Source organism: Shewanella olleyana, from assembly GCF_023283825.1.
Lineage (GTDB): Bacteria > Pseudomonadota > Gammaproteobacteria > Enterobacterales > Shewanellaceae > Shewanella > Shewanella olleyana.
In genome coordinates this window covers 81,050-98,454 of the sequence record NZ_JAKILD010000018.1, presented here as the reverse complement: position 1 = coordinate 98,454, position 17,405 = coordinate 81,050, and the positions used below count along the sequence as shown (strand labels likewise).

The following is a 17,405-nucleotide window of genomic DNA, read 5'->3' as shown; positions in this document are numbered from 1 at the left end:
CTATATATTTTCAATAACTTTTTAAAATTGGCCTGATTATTGTAAAGCAATTTGCTGCTTATTCACTGTGATGAATTCAAAAGCAGTTTCAGTTACAGCAGCTAAAAAGCCGATATCAAGCGTATCAATCGTATCGTTTACCGTGTGATAGTATTTGTGTGTCGGCACCCCTAAATAAAGCCAAGGTATACCTGCTTTATGAAACGGATAATGATCCGATGCACGCAACCAATCAATTTTGACCATGCTGCCGTTTTTCATTCTCGAACGGCTCTCTCTCACACACAATTGATTATAGTCTTGGAGTTGAGTTTTTAGCTGACTAAATTCAGTTAAATTTTTCTCACCTTCAATATAAATGGCTTTAGGTCGAGAAGGGTTGCCTATCATATCTAAGTTAAGTGACAGTTCGATGAGTATTTGTGGTGTGTTTTGTAACTGTTCGACTAAGGCGTAGGAGCCGAATAAACCTGGCTCTTCGGCATCTGTGGCGACGAGCATGAGATTGATATCTTCATTGCCTTTCTTTTGCCATTGCTCAGCAATAGCAAACATGGCTGCGACACCTGAAGCATTGTCATCGGCACCTGTAAAAACCTTATTTCCTTTTTTACCTAAGTGATCATAATGCGCTGTGATGACTCGCCAGCGCTGGCTAGGTTGTTTTGCTTTAATCGTGGCAATTAAATTGATCCCTTGTTTATCTGAAAAGCTAGACCGGTAGTTAAAGGGAACCTCAAACTCATCTTGCCATGGGCTCAGGTTTAACTCAGTAAATCTTTGTTTAATGTATTCCCGGCTGAGCTTCGCGCCATCTGTTCCCGTTTTTCTTCCTTCAAATTCAGGGCTGCTCAACACGCGAATATCTTCAAGAAGTTGGCTTTGGTTGCTCCAGTGATTAACGGGTGAATTGCCACAGTTTTGTGTCGCGCAACCCGTTATGGCGAAGGTAAAAAGTAACGTTAATAATGCGGCAGGTTTTAATAGCGGCGTTGGGAGCTGGCGTAACTTAGATGTACAGCAGCTTATTTGAGCTGGTGATATTTGAGCTGATGAATAGGCGATAAGCTCAACTTTTTGAGCTAAATAGCGCCCAAAAAGTTGAGTCAGAGCTAATGTTAACGTTACCGACAGAGCAAATACCGCGGCTAGAACTAAAACCAGAGCCGTTAATTGAAAATCCATTTCATATCCTCTGGTTAATCATTCCATAAGATTAAGCCGACTTGAGTTAATTAGATGACTAAATTAGCATCATTATTTATCTGTTTTCGTAGCAACCTTTTTTACCGTTTTCTTGGCTGCTGCTTTTTTCGCGGGTGCTTTTTTAACTTTAGCTTTTGTAACTGTAGGTAGTTTCTTTAATAATGGTTTCAAGAAATGCGCTGTGTGCGACTCGGTATTTTGAGCCACATCTTCAGGCGTACCACTCACTAGGATCATGCCACCGCCAGAACCACCTTCTGGGCCTAAATCGACAATCCAGTCTGCGGTTTTAATCACATCTAAGTTGTGTTCAATCACCACAATCGTATTACCTTTAGCTTTTAATCTATGTAATACATCAAGCAATAATTGAATATCGGCAAAATGTAACCCTGTAGTGGGTTCATCGAGAATATATAAGGTTTTACCTGTATCTCGCTTAGACAGCTCTTTAGATAGCTTCACTCGCTGAGCTTCGCCACCCGATAACGTCGTCGCGCTTTGGCCTAAGCAAATATACGATAAGCCAACATCAACTAAGGTTTGCAGCTTGCGAGCAATAGCTGGAATTGGATCAAAGAATACACGGGCTTCTTCAATGGTCATTTGCAAGACTTCATGAATGTTTTTGCCCTTGTATTTCACATCTAAAGTTTCACGGTTATAACGCTTACCTTTACATGAATCACAAGGTACATACACATCTGGTAAAAAATGCATTTCAACTTTAATCAGCCCATCGCCCTGACATGCTTCACAGCGGCCGCCTTTAACGTTAAAAGAGAAACGACCTGGCAGGTAACCACGACTGCGTGACTCTTGAGTCGCGGCAAATAATTCACGGATTGGAGTAAATATCCCCGTATAAGTGGCAGGATTTGAGCGAGGTGTGCGACCAATTGGGCTTTGGTCAATGTCGACAACCTTGTCACATTGCTCCATCCCTTTAATGCTTTTGTGAGCAGCAGGTTCGTCTATGGTTGCGCCATTGAGCATACGATGAGCGATTTTATAAAAGGTATCATTAATCAGTGTTGATTTACCGGAGCCAGAAACGCCTGTGACACAGGTGAATAAGCCAATAGGGATAGTTAAATCGACATTCTTAAGGTTGTTACCCGTGGCGCCGCATAGTTCAATGACCTTTTTCGGATCCATTGGTGTACGTTGCTCACTGACGTGAATTTGCTTTTTACCGGAAATATATTGGCCAGTAATCGACTCTTCACACTCGATTATGTCTTTTAGTCCGCCGGAGCAGATGACTTCACCGCCATGAACACCCGCGCCTGGACCGATATCAATCACATGATCTGCCATGCGTATTGCATCTTCGTCATGCTCAACCACGATAACCGTGTTGCCTAAATCGCGAAGGTGGATCAGAGTTTTAAGTAGGCGCTCGTTATCACGTTGGTGCAAACCAATAGAGGGTTCATCTAACACATACATAACGCCTACAAGCCCAGCACCAATTTGGCTGGCTAGACGAATACGTTGAGCTTCACCACCAGAAAGGGTGTCGGCTGAGCGGTCTAAACTAAGGTAGTTAAGCCCCACATTGACTAAGAAGCCAAGTCTGTCGCCGACTTCTTTTAAGATCTTTTCAGCAATCTGGGCTTTTTGGCCAGTAAAGCTAATATCTTTGAAGTAACCCATGGCTTCGCCAATAGACCATTCAGTTAGTTGAGGCAGAGTTAGATCGCCAATAAACACATTTCGCGCTTCTTCACGCAGGCGAGAACCGCCACAGCTTTTACACGGCTGTGTATTGATGAACTTAGATAGCTCATCGCGAACTGAATTACTTTCAGTTTCACGATAGCGGCGGTCCATATTATTCAAAATCCCTTCAAAGGGATGATTGCGGATGACGACATCGCCGCGATCGTTAATGTACTTGAATGCAATGCTTTGCTTGCCAGAACCGTGAAGTACAATTTTTTGCACTTTGTCAGTGAGTTTTTGAAACGGCGTTTCGACATCAAACTTGTAATGCTCAGCTAATGAACTGAGCATTTGGAAGTAGTAAAAATTACGTTTATCCCAACCACGAATAGCGCCGCCAGCCAATGATAATTCACTATTAGTGATCACGCGGTCGGCATCAAAGTATTGCTGTACACCTAGACCATCACAGGTTTGGCAGGCTCCTGCTGGGTTATTGAATGAGAAAATTCGTGGTTCAAGCTCCGCCATTGAATAGCCACAATGAGGACAAGCAAAGTTTGCTGAAAAAACAATTTCTTCAGCTTCACCAGCCATATCTGCCACAACCGCGATACCGCCAGACATTTCTAATGTGGTTTCAAATGACTCAGCTAAACGCTGCTTTAAATCATCACGGACTTTGAAACGATCCACGACCACTTCAATGGTGTGTTTAACGTGTAAATCAAGTGTTGGCGGATCGGATAAATCACATACATCGCCATCAATACGTGCACGGACATAACCTTGGGCGGCTAAGCTTTCGAGTAGTTTTACATGCTCGCCTTTACGGGCCTTAACCACTGGAGCCAGCAGCATTTGGCGGCTACCTTCAGGCAGCTCCAATACTTTATCGACCATTTGGCTGACAGTTTGCGCTGTTAATGCTTGTCCGTGAGTAGGGCAGCGAGGTTCACCCACACGGGCAAACAATAATCTTAAATAATCATAAATCTCAGTGATGGTACCCACTGTTGAACGTGGGTTATGTGAAGTGGATTTTTGCTCTATCGAAATCGCTGGGCTTAAGCCTTCAATGTGGTCAACATCAGGCTTTTCCATCAAACTTAAAAATTGACGCGCATAGGCCGAGAGCGATTCGACATAGCGACGTTGCCCTTCTGCGTATAAGGTATCAAAGGCTAATGAAGATTTACCAGAGCCTGATAAACCAGTGATGACAATCAATTTGTCGCGAGGGATTGTTATATCGAAGTTTTTTAAGTTGTGGGTTCGTGCACCGCGAATTTCAATTGTATCCATTCTTCACTCTGATGTTGTACTCGACAGCAAAGACTCAAGAAAGAGGAGCGTGCTATCGAATTTAAAATGGGTTTAAGCGCTATGTGTAGCAAGTCAATGTCACAAGCGTCTAGATTTTACACTGTATTTATACAGTATTTCATACAGTGTTGTATAGGGTTTAATTTACCCTTATTTTCGAGATTTGTTGGCTTAAATTAATAATTTTTACTGGGACATAAAACACATTATAACCTGTTTGTTTAACTTCATTAGCAAATACGATAAACAGTTGCACCTTGGTTCATTATTCCTTTTGAGCTAAATTAGGACGCTGTGATAATATGCGCAACTCAAAATTTTTTATCGATACAGTATTAAGGGCAATTGAATGGCCAAAAATGGACTATCCGGCATAGAGAAGAAAGTCGCATTTTCGTTAGCTAGTGTGTTTGGCTTACGAATGATGGGCTTATTTATGATCATGCCCGTGTTTGCGCTTTACGGCCAACACTTGGAAGGATTCTCGCCATTATGGGTCGGGATTGCCATTGGTGCCTATGGATTAACTCAAGCCTGTTTGCAAATTCCAATGGGCATGTTGTCAGATAAATATGGCCGCAAGCCGATCATTCTTGGTGGCTTAGTTATTTTTGCTATCGGTAGTATTGTCGCTGCCATGTCAGACCATATTTATGGTGTGGTATTTGGTCGAGCACTGCAAGGTATGGGGGCAATCGCAGCTGCGGTACTTGCTCTTGCTGCCGACCTTACACGAGACGAACAACGTACAAAAGTGATGGCGATAATCGGTATGTGTATCGGTTTTTCTTTCGCTTTATCTTTATTAGCAGGGCCAATCGTTGCCCAGTATGCAGGTCTTGAAGGCTTATTCTTTTTAACAGCAATTTTGGCTGTGCTGGGTATGGTTATCGTGCAGGTATTAGTGCCAAATCCGGTATCACAAGCACCTAAAGGCGATACTGTTGCTACGCCAACTAAGCTTAAACGCATGCTGATGGATCCGCAGCTGTTTCGCTTAGATGCTGGCATTTTCATATTACATTTAGTCCTTACTGCCGTGTTTGTTGCACTGCCGCTGGATTTAGTTGATGCAGGTTTAGTGAAAGAAAAACATTGGATGCTGTATTTCCCAGCCTTTATTGGTGCATTTTTCTTGATGGTGCCGTTAATCATCATTGGGGTTAAACGCAATAACACCAAAACCATGTTCCAAATTTCGCTAATGATTATGATGCTAGCGCTTGCTGCGATGGGGTTTTATGCGGATAACTTATGGGTGCTTAGTGGCGCAGTAGTATTATTTTTTACTGGTTTTAACTATTTAGAAGCTTCATTACCTAGTCTTATCGCAAAATTTTGTCCAATGGGTGATAAAGGCTCTGCGATGGGGGTTTATTCAACCAGTCAATTTTTAGGTGCATTTTGCGGCGGTATGTTAGGTGGCGGCGCTTATCAGTTAGTGGGTGCTTCAGGGGTGTTTTTTGTGGCATTAGCGCTGATGTTTGTTTGGCTGTTATTAACCATCGGCATGGAAAAACCTGTACTACTAAAAACCTATACGCTTGAAGCAGAAGCGAAAGATAGAAATCATGCTAAAGATATGGCAACTCAACTATCACAGCTTGCAGGTGTTGCAGAAGCGATTGTGGTGATAGAAGAGAAAGCCGCTTATTTAAAAGTAGATGATCAATTCGATTTAAGAGAAGCCCGAGCTGTGTTAGGCTCTGTCAGCTAAGAATTAATTTGGGCTTATTTGTGGAGTAGCTGATGTTTCAGTAACCATAAAATGACATAATTAATTCAACAGAATTTGAACGTAATTAAATTTAGAACATGGTAAATCGCAGGAGATTTCAATGGCCAGTCGTGGTGTGAATAAAGTAATTTTGGTCGGTAACCTAGGAAAGGACCCAGAGGTTCGTTACATGCCAAATGGTAACGCCGTAGCTAACTTTACTGTGGCAACGAGTGAGTCTTGGAAAGACCAACAAGGTCAACAGCAAGAACGTACTGAATGGCATAACATTGTTATGTACCGTCGTTTAGCTGAAGTAGCAGGCGAGTACCTGAAAAAAGGTTCTAAAGTTTACTTAGAAGGTAAACTGCAAACCAGTAAGTGGCAGGATCAGACTACTGGCCAAGACCGCTACAAAACAGAAATCAATGCGATGGAAATGCAAATGCTTGATAGCCGTGGTCAAGGCGGTCAGCAAGGTGGCATGAACCAAGGTCAAAACTTTGGTGGCAATGCACCGCAACAAAGCGCTCCTCAGCAGTCTGGTGGTTACGGCCAACAGCAACAGCCTCAAGGTGGTTACCAGCAACCTGCTCAACAGCAAGCGGCTCAAAAACCAGCTTATACGCCTAAGCCTCAAGCGCCAGCACCACAGCAACAATCTGGTGGTTATGGTCAACAGCAGTCGGCACCAGCGCAGCGCCCAGCTCAACAGCAGCAAGGTGGATTCCAACAACCTGCACAACAGCAAGGTGGTTTCCAGCAGCAGTCAGCTCCTGCACAGCGTCCAGCACCAACGCCGCAACCACAGAACACGACACCTGATTTAGGTGGCGATTGGGATGACGATATCCCGTTCTAATTCACAGTATATTTAATATTGTCGATGAAAATTAATCCCTGCTACGCAGGGATTTTTATTTGCCGACCATGCCTTTAAGGACAATATCATCATAGGTCACGAAACCAACAATGTTATGGTTTTCAACGACCGGGGCTTTATTGATTTGGAATTGGTCAAATAATCTGGCGGTATAACGAATGTCCATATCAGGGCTGACAGACATGACCGGCTTTATCATAATTTCGTAAACATTGACTCGCTCGGGTGACTTATTGGTTGCCAGCACTTTTCTGGCGATATCACTCAGCAGCAGCATCCCGTATTCATCGTGTTCATGGCGTTTATTTACTACCAGAATAGATACGTCATGTTCGACTGCAATGGCGATGGCCTCGCTAATCGTCAGCATGCCGTCAATCATGGCATATTGATTCATTAATACGTCGCGATTTTTAATAAGCGTCGATTGCTTCATATTTGATCCTTAATCTCATTGGTGAGTTTTTCGACTTGGTGTGCAACACCAACGGCATCTTCAACATCAATTTGAATAGCAATACCCTGCCCTGGGTTGGTATTAAAACTGCCAACATCACAAATCGTTTCTAAAATATGGCGGCTCATATGTTCTTCGACCAGCCATAAAATGACATCTCTTTGTACGTCTAGCCCCAAGCCCATGAAGGTTTTCTTTTTCTTTAGCCCTTCACCTCTGGCATGGTTGATAACAGTTGCACCAGTTGCACCGGCTTCTCTTGCTGCATCAAGCACTGTGTCAGTGGTGATGTCGTCGACAAACGCGATAATTAACTTAAATCGCATGGTTTACTCCTTAACGGATCGATTCGATTCTAATTTTGATATAGATGATGGTTTACTAATAGCTGATTGTGTTTCGGTTTCTTCGTCACTTGATTGATCTCTGCGCTTATCTAACCAAGCTACAATTTGGGCATATGTCATCACGGCGATAATGGGAAATAGGCTTGCAAAAGCAATCAGCCCAAAGCCGTCAATTAACGGATTACGTCCTTCAACATTGGATGCCAATCCTAGGCCCAAAGCTGCCACTAAAGGCACTGTTACAGTGGATGTGGTGACGCCACCTGAGTCATAGGCGAGGGGAATAATTGATTTAGGGGCAAAGAAGGTTTGAATCACCACCACCACATAACCTGCCATGATGTAATAGTGAATTGGATCGCCGACCACGATACGAAAGCAGCCGAGCGAAATACCAAATGCCACCCCAATAGCGACAGAAATACGTAAACCTTGGGTGCTAATAGTCCCACCAGAAACCTCATTGGCTTTAATCGCAACAGCAATCAAAGAGGGTTCTGCAATCGTGGTGCTAAAACCAATTGCAGCAGCAAATACATAAACCCAAAAATAGTCTTGCCACAAGTAAGGTCCACCAGAGCCGTCAGGGTGTAAAATTTCAGGAGAGGTCAGTTGGTTTGCGAGATTCTCACCAATAGGAAATAACGCTAACTCTAATCCCACTAGGAAAAAGCTCAAACCAAAGGTGACGTATACAAACCCTAGCACTACGGTTTTCCAATTAGCGATAGGTCGTTTGAGCACACCTAACTGAAAACCAAACAATATGACCGCAATTGGGATCACATCACGCATAGTCAGTAATAAGGTCTCGAATAACTGGTTAAGCCACGCCATGAGTTACTCCCAATGAGATTAATCTAAAATCGGTGACAGACGGGTTAATACTCATAGCTAAAGCACCATGCCATATAGCAAAACGAATATCACAGGGGTTAGGCTGGCAAAGGCAATTAAGCCAAAACCATCAAGCATGGGGTTACGACCTTTAATCACGGTGGCTAAACCTACACCCAGTGCGGTGACTAAAGGGACGGTAATCGTTGAGGTTGTGACGCCACCTGAGTCGTAGGCGATGCCGATAATGTTATCTGGGGCGAAGCTGGTGAGGATCATCACAATGACATATCCGCCGATAATCAAGTAATGGATTGGCCAGCCTTTTACAATGCGGATCACCCCAAGCAAAATAGCTAAACCGACTGACACCGCTACTGTGAGTCTGAGTCCTAATGCGTAAATATCCATCGCATCTTCTGAGCTTGCTATCGCACCACCTCTGGCGGCAACTTCTGCGGCTTCGGCTGCAACTGCGGTGAGGGCAGGCTCGGCTAAGGTGGTACCAAAACCTAAAGCAAAAGAGAAAATAACTAACCAAAAGGTGCTACCTTTTCGCGCAAGGGCGTGTGCTAATGATTCACCAATGGGGAAAAGTCCCATCTCTAAGCCAAACACGAAAAAGGTTAATCCTAGAACAATAAAGACGACCCCAACGAGAATTGAGAACAAGTTTGCAGGGGCTTGCTGAAGAATAAAGATTTCAAAGAAACTGACCACCAATATAATGGGGACTAAATCTCGAAAACTGCCGAGCATAGATTGTAGTAGTTTAACTAATCCGCTCATTCCACCTCCTGTGAATACACATAATTAAAGAACAATATTACAACAGCTTAGGTGATAACTAACTGGTTCTATCTGAAGTATATTTATAGCTTAATTTTCTATATCACTATCTTCAGTGTGCCAACCTGATAACTTTAAACAACAAGAATTTAACAAAAGTTGCGCTATTTTTGAGCTAGATCAAATTATGAAAACAAACGTGCGCTAGGTAAGGTGAGGGTAGCTAAAGCGAATAAAAAAGAGACCCTAAGGTCTCTTTCAAGTGTTAATGATTTTGAGCTAACTGTTTCGGGTTCGCCGCTAATAGCTAAAGAGTTAAGTGCTGCCATGCATCGCCAGCACCAAGTCTTAATGACTTCACCTGCTTTTCACGTTCAACATTAATGTAGTTAAGCTGGCTTGGCCAAAGCTCTTGCAAGCTTTCCATTTTAATATAAAAGCTATTCATGGTTTGATGATTAATCTGGGTTTCTTGATAAACCCATAGGTATTTACCTTCTACCTCAGTACCAACAAAATTGAGCTTAATCACTTGTTGGTTATTATCGGCAATATGAAACTTATCTTGCACGTAATAAGCAAAAGCTTCTCGGCTCACTGGCTCTTTCAATAAATCAACATTGCTATCGAAAAGGCGTTTAGCAGCGTGCTCTGCATCATGTAAATAGAACCTGTGCTGAACTTCTAAATTGCCAGTTCGCTCGTTAAATAGCACATTGCTGTAGCTTTCTTTTTGTTGGTGCGCCCAGCTTTTGCCGCAAATGCTCATTGCGGCAATAAGTATCAAAAAGGCGACAGCGATAAATTGTCGTGACATTACTTCTTATATTCCTTCGCCTCAGGTTCTTTCACTTCGGTGTTGATGTCATGCATCACATCACGGCGGTGCTTACCCTTACGTTTTTCTTTTTTATACGCTTCAATACGTGACGGGATAATTCTACGCGGATAATGGTTGTTTTCAATATCCACATCAGCGGTTTCCCAGCTTGGATCGACTTCAACAGAGACCAGTTGCTGTGACTTTTCAGTGACAATCAATTTACTCACAGCATGAGGTGAACGGCGCCAGATTTCGGCAGGTAAAGTGAGCTTTTCTGTAGTACCGTCAGCATAGGTCATCTCAAGTAATATTGGCATAACCAGACCACCAATGTTAGAGAAGTTCATCACATAGTAGTTTTTGTCTTCTTCTAATGCTCGAGCGAGTGCTTTACGTTCCCATGGCTTAAGTTTAGCCATGGTCGACTGGTACTTATTACGCTCTTTATTGGTCACAGTAAAGCGGTCGTTTTCGTCATGAAAATCGGCTAAGTCACCGTTTAAGTCTACCCAAGGCTTCATGCCTGCTTGCTGGTTATTTTGAATAAATAATGAGGTTGGCTTATCGGCTTCTTCTTGGCGTAGACGATCAAAATCGATATCAGGATTTTTGGTGTCTAAACGTAATTGGTACACCTTATCAATGCTGATATCCACATGATCTGTGGTGTAGAACCAACCACGGAAGAACCAATCTAAATCCACGCCAGAGGCTTCTTCCATGGTGCGGAAAAAATCATAAGGCGTCGGGCGTTTGTTTTCCCAGCGGCGAGAGTACTCTTGAAAAGCGAAGTCGAACAGCTCGCGACCTAACACCACTTCACGCAAGATATTAAGCGCAGCAGCAGGTTTAGTATACGCGTTAGGCCCGTACTTTAAGATGCTATCGGATTGCGTCATGATAGGTACTTGCACGTTAGACTTCATGTATTCGATGATGTCACTTGGCTCGCGCCCCCAAGCTAAATCAGGATCCCACTCTTTACTGGCTACGCCGTCTAAAAAGCTGTTTAAGCCTTCATCCATCCAAGCCCATTGACGTTCATCTGAGTTCACAATCATCGGGAAGTAGTTATGACCTACTTCGTGAATCACCACGCCAATTAAGAATTGTTTTTCAGATAAGGTGTAACTACGAGGACCATCTTCATGCCAAATGGTTCGTGGACCATTAAAGCTGATCATCGGGTATTCCATACCGCCAACAGGCCCGTTAACACTAATGGCTGTTGGGTAAGGGTAGTCAAAGGTAAAGCGTGAGTAGACTTCCATAGTATGGATGACAGACTCAGTGGAGTACTTCTCCCAAAGTTCACCACCTTCTTTAGGGTAAAACGACATGGCCATGACTTCAGGCATGGTGTCGCCACCTTGCTGATAGCCTTTAGCATCCCAGATAAATTTACGTGATGATGCCCAAGCAAAGTCACGGACATTTTCAGCTTTAAAGTGCCAAGTTTTTTGGCCTGACTGAGTGCTAGATTCATTCTCTAAGGCTTCATCCGCTGAGACAATAAACACAGGGCGCTTGGCATCTTTCGCATCTTCTAAACGATTACGCTGAGTTTTCGTCAGTACCTTTTTCGGGTTTTGTAATACGCCAGTTGCGGTGACAATATGATCGCTAGGCACGGTCATTTTTACGTCGTAGTTACCGAACTCAAGGGTAAATTCGCCACGACCTAAAAACTCTTTGTTATGCCAAGCTTCGTAATCTGAATAAGACGATACGCGTGGAAACCACTGGGCTAGTAAGAAGATATCATTGCCGCCTTCACGTTTATCATCAGGGAAGTGCTCGTAACCTGAACGTGCGCCTACAGCATCTTCTTCAAGGATATTAAACTCAAAATCCATTTTCACTTTGGTAGTTTGATTTGGCTTAAGTGGCTTGGGTAAATCAATGCGCATTTGTGCGCCATTGATAACATAACGCAAGGCTTTGCCTTTGGCATCGGTGATATTGGCAAGCTCGTAACCTAACTCAACATCGTCCATAAACTGCTGGCGACGTAAGGTGGATAAGTTAATCTTAGCAGGCGCCTTATCCTGAGCTTTCGCTGAAGCACTGGCGTTATTACCAAGGCCTGAAAAGGTGCTACTGCGTTCAGCAATAGAGTCAGGACTGAAGCGGTTTTGCTCGAGCTGGATCCATAAATACTTAAGTGTATAAGGTGAGTTGTTATGGTAAGTAATGGTTTGATTTGCTGAAATGCGGCGCTTAGTTTCATCTAGCTTTACGTTGATGTTGTAATCAACCTGCTGTTGCCAATAATCCTTACCTGGCTCACCCGCAGCATTACGGTAATCATTAGGTGTTGGGTGACTTTCTTCTAATTGACGAAACTTATCTTCAAAGTCACCTTTAGTTTGTTCAATAGGGGATGCACTCACTAAAGGAAGATAAATTAGGCCAAATACTAGTGCGATAGCCTGAGAATACAGTTTCATGCTTGCTCCGAGGTGGTCACTTTTTTAAGCTTAAATGCCACATGTTTTTATAATTTTTAAAGATGGTTCAGGCAGAAATAGCAGTGTCCGACTCATGTGTTCGTGACGTTTATTTTCAATTTAAGGCTATCAATGCTGAGTGATGTAGAGGCTTTATAAAACCGAAAATAGATTGTACACCCAGCGATAACAAATGTGTTAAAAGTACACATTTTGTAACTTATTTTGATTAGTGCGGTTAAAAGCTTTGCTAATATCAGTAATGGCTAAATAAAATAGAAGAGTTGAGGTAAGCTTTTTTATTAATAGCTGCTAATAAACAAGTGGTTACATGGTAAAAGTGCTTTTTTGATGGGTTTTCAATGAAATGTAGTTAAGTCTTACTCGTGACTGAGAAAACTATTCGTTACAGGAAAGGAGTCGCTGCAGTTTCTTCGATGTTGTACTTGTCCAAAATTTGCTGGAACTCGCCAGTTTGCTTTAGTTTCTCTAAGCCACTCGCAAACATTTTTGCTACTTGGGTGTTATTTGCATTAAAGCCGACATACAAAGGTAATGGTTCACCAAAAGAGCCGACATAACGGATTTGGTCTGCTAGCTCTAACTTTTCTGCAGTGTTTTCAATGACCACTTTATTACCAAGCAGGACTTGGAATCGACCTTTGATAAGGCGCTGGATATTCATGGATAAAGGTTGATTACCTGAGGCAAAGTAAAAACGATTTGAATGAGCTATTTTATTGTTTAAGCGTTCGCCGTAATCATAGCTACGAATAATGCCAACCTGCACATTATCTAAGTCTTCCAATTGGGTAAATTTCCAAGGAAAACTCTTAGTGGTGAAAAAGTCCTTACTGGCATAACCAATAATGATTTCATCGGTGAATAAATTATATTGGGCTACATGCTCAGGGGTCACTGCTAAAATGCCGTCAATATTACCCTGCTGTACTTCTTTAAGTGCACGATTAAACGGTACGGCTATAAAATGTACCGGCTGATCCATTTCTGCAAAAGCACGTTGAGTTAACTCGGTGACGTAGCCCGTTTGACCTTCGCAAACATAAGGACACCAAATATCGGAGGCGATTAAAAGGGGTTTAGCTGAAACAGACGCAGAGAATGCGCCAAAGCACAGCAATAAAGTGATGCAATATTTTACAACGTTGGCTAAAGCTGTTTTTAGTGTCATTTTCACAATGATGTTATTTCCAGTTAGTCGAAGTAGTTTGGCAAAAGTGTCACGTCAAAACCTTTATTAACGAGATTATACTCATGGAAGGGTATTTGAGAGATGTTAATTGCGAAAAAGTCGTTAACGTTAAGCATATTGGTATATATAGTAACTCATGTCGACACTATATACCCAAACAACCTGAAGATACTCGATTTCAGCAAGAATTTACACGCGTTTAGGCAAGGCATTGATTGCGGGTAATGGTTATTCCCTTTTCAAAATCAATAACGCAGCATAAACGCGTGTAAAACTTGCCCTCAGGGAGTTTCACCGTGTTCCCACTACGTTGTTGCGCTAATTTATAAGGTACCTACATTACCGCATTAACGCGCCTAGTATTGAAAACACGGTGAAGCTCTGAAACACGTATCTTCAGGTTGTTTGGGTATAAGATAAAGTTTAATAATAATTACCTTTATGCGCCTACCAGATACAAACAACCCATTGAAAAATGACTTTGTAGTGATACCAGTCATTATTTAGGTTGTAGTATCAGTAGTATCAGTAGTATCACTGGCGGGTGGCAATGTCAGTAGAGTTTACCTAATTACACTTTAATAAGGATTTGCTGTATGAAACATGTCTCGTTTGACAAAACGGGTAGTGCTGAAGTGATGTCTTTTAGTCACAGTGAGCTTGCTCCGTTAACTCAAGGCCAAGTGTTGATAAAAGTATATGCTGCAGGTGTAAATGGCCCTGATATCAAACAGCGTGAAGGAGCTTATCCTGCCCCTAAAGGTGCAAGCGCGATTTTAGGGCTAGAGGTCGCGGGGGAAATCCTTGAAGTAGCAGGCGATGTTAGCCAATGGAAGGTCGGAGATAAAGTTTGCGCCCTGGTGCCAGGTGGTGGTTATGCAGAGCAAGTTGTTACCGACGCCAGTCATTGTTTGCCTATACCTAAAAACTATAGCTTTGAGCAAGCCGCTGCATTACCTGAAACCTGTTTTACCGTTTGGGGCAATATGGTGGTAAGGGCTGAACTTACGGCTGGTGAAACTGTGCTTATTCATGGCGGCTCTGGTGGTATTGGTACCACTGCTATTCAAATGGCCAGTGCATTAGGCGCTAAGGTTTTTGTTACATCAGGTTCTGATGAAAAGTGTCAATACTGCCTTGAACAAGGCGCGGCAGTGGCGGTTAATTATCATCGTGAAGACTTTGTTGAACCCATCTTAGCAGCGACAGCAGGCGAAGGCGTTAATGTGGTATTTGATATTGCTGGTGGCGATTTTGTTAACCGTAACCTTAAAGTGGTGGCGATGGACGGAAGAATGGTGTCAGTTGCGATGCAAAGAGGCATGAAAGCTGAAGTGGATATTTTTAGATTAATGGCTAAAAGGATCCGCTGGACAGGCTCTACGTTAAGACCGCAAAGTATTGAAGCTAAAGCCGAAATTGCTCAAGGGCTAAAACTGCACATATGGCCTTTACTCGAGCAAGGTAAAATGAGCATTAAACTGGATAAGGTTTTTGCATTTAATGATGTTATTGCGGCCCACCAATATATGGAGTCTGGCCAGCATCAAGGGAAAATCGTCCTGAAGTTGATTTAGTCATTAGGTTAGCAGCAAAGTCATACCTGATGGTTTTGCTGCTGTTAATGATAGCTCCATGGCTGTTAATGTTAGTCCCAAAGCTGTTAGCGCCATTGCCTATCACTTATAGTTAACCTGCTCCATAAAGTCACCAGAGACTAATTTTACGCCCTCTTTTTATGCTAAATCACCGCAATGTAATGATTTTTAGCAGATATCCTTTTTCTGTTCTCAATTGATGTTTTTTAAAACAGTATTTTTCAAAATATCGACTTGAAGGCTGCCATTTTTCAACTAAATTTGAAATTGACGGCGCTGGTTGATTTTTGAACGATATTGTTTTAGGCCGAAAGATTGAGCAGCTCTGTTTAAAAAAGAAAATACTGACTTCAAAATATCAAAAGGTTCATAAATCAATGATTGATTTTTGCAGCGTTTTTTGATTAATTATTCCCATTAATCATGCTCTCAGAACATGGTTTAATTATTGAACTGTGTGCTTAACAATAGCGCATTATCAAAGGTATGTGTTGATTTAAGGGCGTTAGCATATATGTATAACACTGCAAAAAAACAAGTTTGGTTTGGTGAGCTTCGTACCTCAAGAGGCACGTCTATTGTTGTCCACGACAACGCGTTACCAGACGCTTCTCCAGGGCGGATATATTTATTCAATGCAAACCGAAATACTATCGGTGAATACGTTGAAGATATCGTTAAAGTTAACCTACACGAACTGGATAACGAGCAATTAAAATCAGCCAAAGCTGAGCATGAGGCTGCATGGTTAGAGGCAAGAACTGAATTTATGGCTAAGCATGAAGCACATATCGAACTGTCTTCAGTACCTGATTCAGCACCAGAGCCCAAAAAGAAACCATCAGCTGCATTAGATGACCCCATTGATGACAGTATGGGTGTTAATGATGACGATATGGATTATGAAGATACTGGCTTCGAAGCGAGTATGAGTGAAGATGATGATGATTAACGTCATGGTATGAGATAAATAAAAATGGCGCTAATCCAAGGGATAGCGCCATTTTTGTTGGCTGACTTTAATTGAGTTTATAAGATACCAAACTCATAACGGCTTGAGTGATGATAGGTGCCGCCTGCTGGTATCCAAGGCTCGCCAGGTAACTCTGGTTGGTTAGGGGAGTCTGGCAGCATTTGTGGTTCAATACAGATGGCTTGGTGTGATTGATAGACTTCACCATTAAAACCAACAGCACCTTCAAGGAAGTTCGCGCCGTATACCTGTACTCCAGGCTGGTTTGTGTAAATAGTCATTGTACGGCCGCTTGCTGGCGCCGAAATAGAGCCAAATCTGACTATCTCGTCATCATTATTTAATACATAACAATGATCAAAACCATTGGTTGCAGATAAGACTGCACGCTCCGTTTGCACTGCAAAGGATGTTGTTTGCGATAAGTCTAGATCGCTGCCTGTGACTGAGTTAATGCCAATCGGGACGCCGACATCATTCATTGGTAAATACTGCTGTGCATCCACTTGGATCTGATGTTGGGTATTGGTTTTACTGTTAGCGCCTTCCAAATTGAAATAACTGTGCTGGGTTAAACTAATTGGGCACGCTTTATCCACCTTGGCTTGCATATCAATAAGTAAGTTATTGCCATCTAAGCGGTAGTCAAGCTGCACTTCACAGTTTCCCGGAAAGCCCATTTCACCATCAGGGCTGGTAACCGTTAGTCTGACTCCATCTTCTATGGCCTGCATGTGCCATTGCTTTAAATGAAAACCATCAGCGCCGCCATGTAAGCAGTTAGTCGCTTGATTTACGTCTAACTGGTAGCTTTGACCTTGAAACTGCAATTGGCCGTTAGCAATCCGATTTGAGTATCGCCCCGCAATCGCACCCAGATAGGCTTGTTGAGAGAGATAATCTTCAATACTGTCGCAACCTAAGACGATGTTTTCATGTTTCCCTAGGCTATCGGCAGTTGATAATTGGCGAATAATGCCACCAAGACTTAGGATTTCGATTGCGATAATGCCATTATCTAATTGAACCCGCTCAATCTGGCCACCACGGGGATCTTGCCATGGCTCCAATGCCGTAATTTGAATCATTTATGCCTCTTCCTGATGAGATTATGAAGG

The 17,405-nt window shown here is 42.6% G+C and carries 14 protein-coding genes; 4 read left to right on the top strand and 10 right to left on the bottom strand.

What is annotated here, in order from left to right:
• Positions 1 to 36 precede the first annotated feature (36 nt).
• On the bottom strand, positions 37 to 1,185 hold the full coding sequence (locus L2735_RS13810) for a M20/M25/M40 family metallo-hydrolase (RefSeq protein ID WP_248985260.1): 1,149 nt from the start codon (positions 1,183 to 1,185) through the stop codon (positions 37 to 39).
• A 72-nt stretch (positions 1,186 to 1,257) separates the two neighbouring features.
• Positions 1,258 to 4,179 (bottom strand): excinuclease ABC subunit UvrA, encoded by a 2,922-nt coding sequence (gene uvrA / locus L2735_RS13805; protein ID WP_248985259.1) that lies wholly within the window; start codon positions 4,177 to 4,179, stop codon positions 1,258 to 1,260.
• Between the two features lie 370 nt (positions 4,180 to 4,549).
• Between uvrA and L2735_RS13800 the strand changes: the two genes are divergently transcribed.
• Together L2735_RS13800 and L2735_RS13795 are read left to right on the top strand one after the other, a co-directional pair.
• Positions 4,550 to 5,917 (top strand): MFS transporter, encoded by a 1,368-nt coding sequence (locus L2735_RS13800; protein ID WP_248985258.1) that lies wholly within the window; start codon positions 4,550 to 4,552, stop codon positions 5,915 to 5,917.
• 121 nt (positions 5,918 to 6,038) lie between these two features.
• A complete protein-coding gene (locus L2735_RS13795; protein ID WP_248985257.1) occupies positions 6,039 to 6,779 on the top strand; it encodes a single-stranded DNA-binding protein in 741 nt (246 codons plus the stop codon).
• A 55-nt stretch (positions 6,780 to 6,834) separates the two neighbouring features.
• Here L2735_RS13795 and L2735_RS13790 read toward each other — a convergent pair whose 3' ends face one another.
• From L2735_RS13790 to L2735_RS13760, 7 genes are all read right to left on the bottom strand, one after another.
• Positions 6,835 to 7,236, bottom strand: a complete 402-nt coding sequence (locus L2735_RS13790) for a CBS domain-containing protein (RefSeq protein ID WP_248985256.1) — start codon at positions 7,234 to 7,236, stop codon at positions 6,835 to 6,837.
• Positions 7,233 to 7,583, bottom strand: coding sequence for a P-II family nitrogen regulator (locus L2735_RS13785; protein WP_248985255.1), 351 nt, complete (start codon positions 7,581 to 7,583; stop codon positions 7,233 to 7,235). Before L2735_RS13785 ends, L2735_RS13790 begins: the two co-directional genes overlap by 4 nt.
• A gap of 3 nt (positions 7,584 to 7,586) precedes the next feature.
• A complete protein-coding gene (locus tag L2735_RS13780) occupies positions 7,587 to 8,441 on the bottom strand; it encodes a DUF1538 domain-containing protein (RefSeq protein WP_248985254.1) in 855 nt (284 codons plus the stop codon).
• Between the two features lie 57 nt (positions 8,442 to 8,498).
• Positions 8,499 to 9,230: a DUF1538 domain-containing protein gene (locus L2735_RS13775; protein ID WP_248985253.1), complete on the bottom strand. Its 732-nt coding sequence runs from the start codon at positions 9,228 to 9,230 to the stop codon at positions 8,499 to 8,501.
• 307 nt (positions 9,231 to 9,537) lie between these two features.
• Entirely contained in the window at positions 9,538 to 10,047 is a 510-nt protein-coding gene (locus tag L2735_RS13770) for a DUF6702 family protein (RefSeq protein WP_248985252.1), read from the bottom strand.
• Positions 10,047 to 12,503 carry a M1 family metallopeptidase gene (locus L2735_RS13765; protein WP_248985251.1) on the bottom strand — a complete coding sequence of 819 codons (2,457 nt, stop codon included), beginning with the start codon at positions 12,501 to 12,503 and terminating at the stop codon, positions 10,047 to 10,049. The genes L2735_RS13770 and L2735_RS13765 overlap by 1 nt, the downstream gene beginning before the upstream one ends.
• 406 nt (positions 12,504 to 12,909) lie before the next feature.
• Positions 12,910 to 13,695 carry a substrate-binding periplasmic protein gene (locus tag L2735_RS13760; RefSeq protein ID WP_248985276.1) on the bottom strand — a complete coding sequence of 262 codons (786 nt, stop codon included), beginning with the start codon at positions 13,693 to 13,695 and terminating at the stop codon, positions 12,910 to 12,912.
• A 617-nt stretch (positions 13,696 to 14,312) separates the two neighbouring features.
• Between L2735_RS13760 and L2735_RS13755 the strand changes: the two genes are divergently transcribed.
• Both L2735_RS13755 and L2735_RS13750 read left to right on the top strand, forming a co-directional pair.
• Positions 14,313 to 15,293, top strand: a complete 981-nt coding sequence (locus tag L2735_RS13755) for an NAD(P)H-quinone oxidoreductase (protein ID WP_283104643.1) — start codon at positions 14,313 to 14,315, stop codon at positions 15,291 to 15,293.
• 535 nt (positions 15,294 to 15,828) lie between these two features.
• Positions 15,829 to 16,266, top strand: coding sequence for a hypothetical protein (locus tag L2735_RS13750; RefSeq protein WP_248985250.1), 438 nt, complete (start codon positions 15,829 to 15,831; stop codon positions 16,264 to 16,266).
• A gap of 77 nt (positions 16,267 to 16,343) precedes the next feature.
• Here L2735_RS13750 and L2735_RS13745 read toward each other — a convergent pair whose 3' ends face one another.
• Positions 16,344 to 17,375 carry an aldose epimerase family protein gene (locus L2735_RS13745; protein WP_248985249.1) on the bottom strand — a complete coding sequence of 344 codons (1,032 nt, stop codon included), beginning with the start codon at positions 17,373 to 17,375 and terminating at the stop codon, positions 16,344 to 16,346.
• Between the last annotated feature and the right edge of the window lie 30 nt (positions 17,376 to 17,405).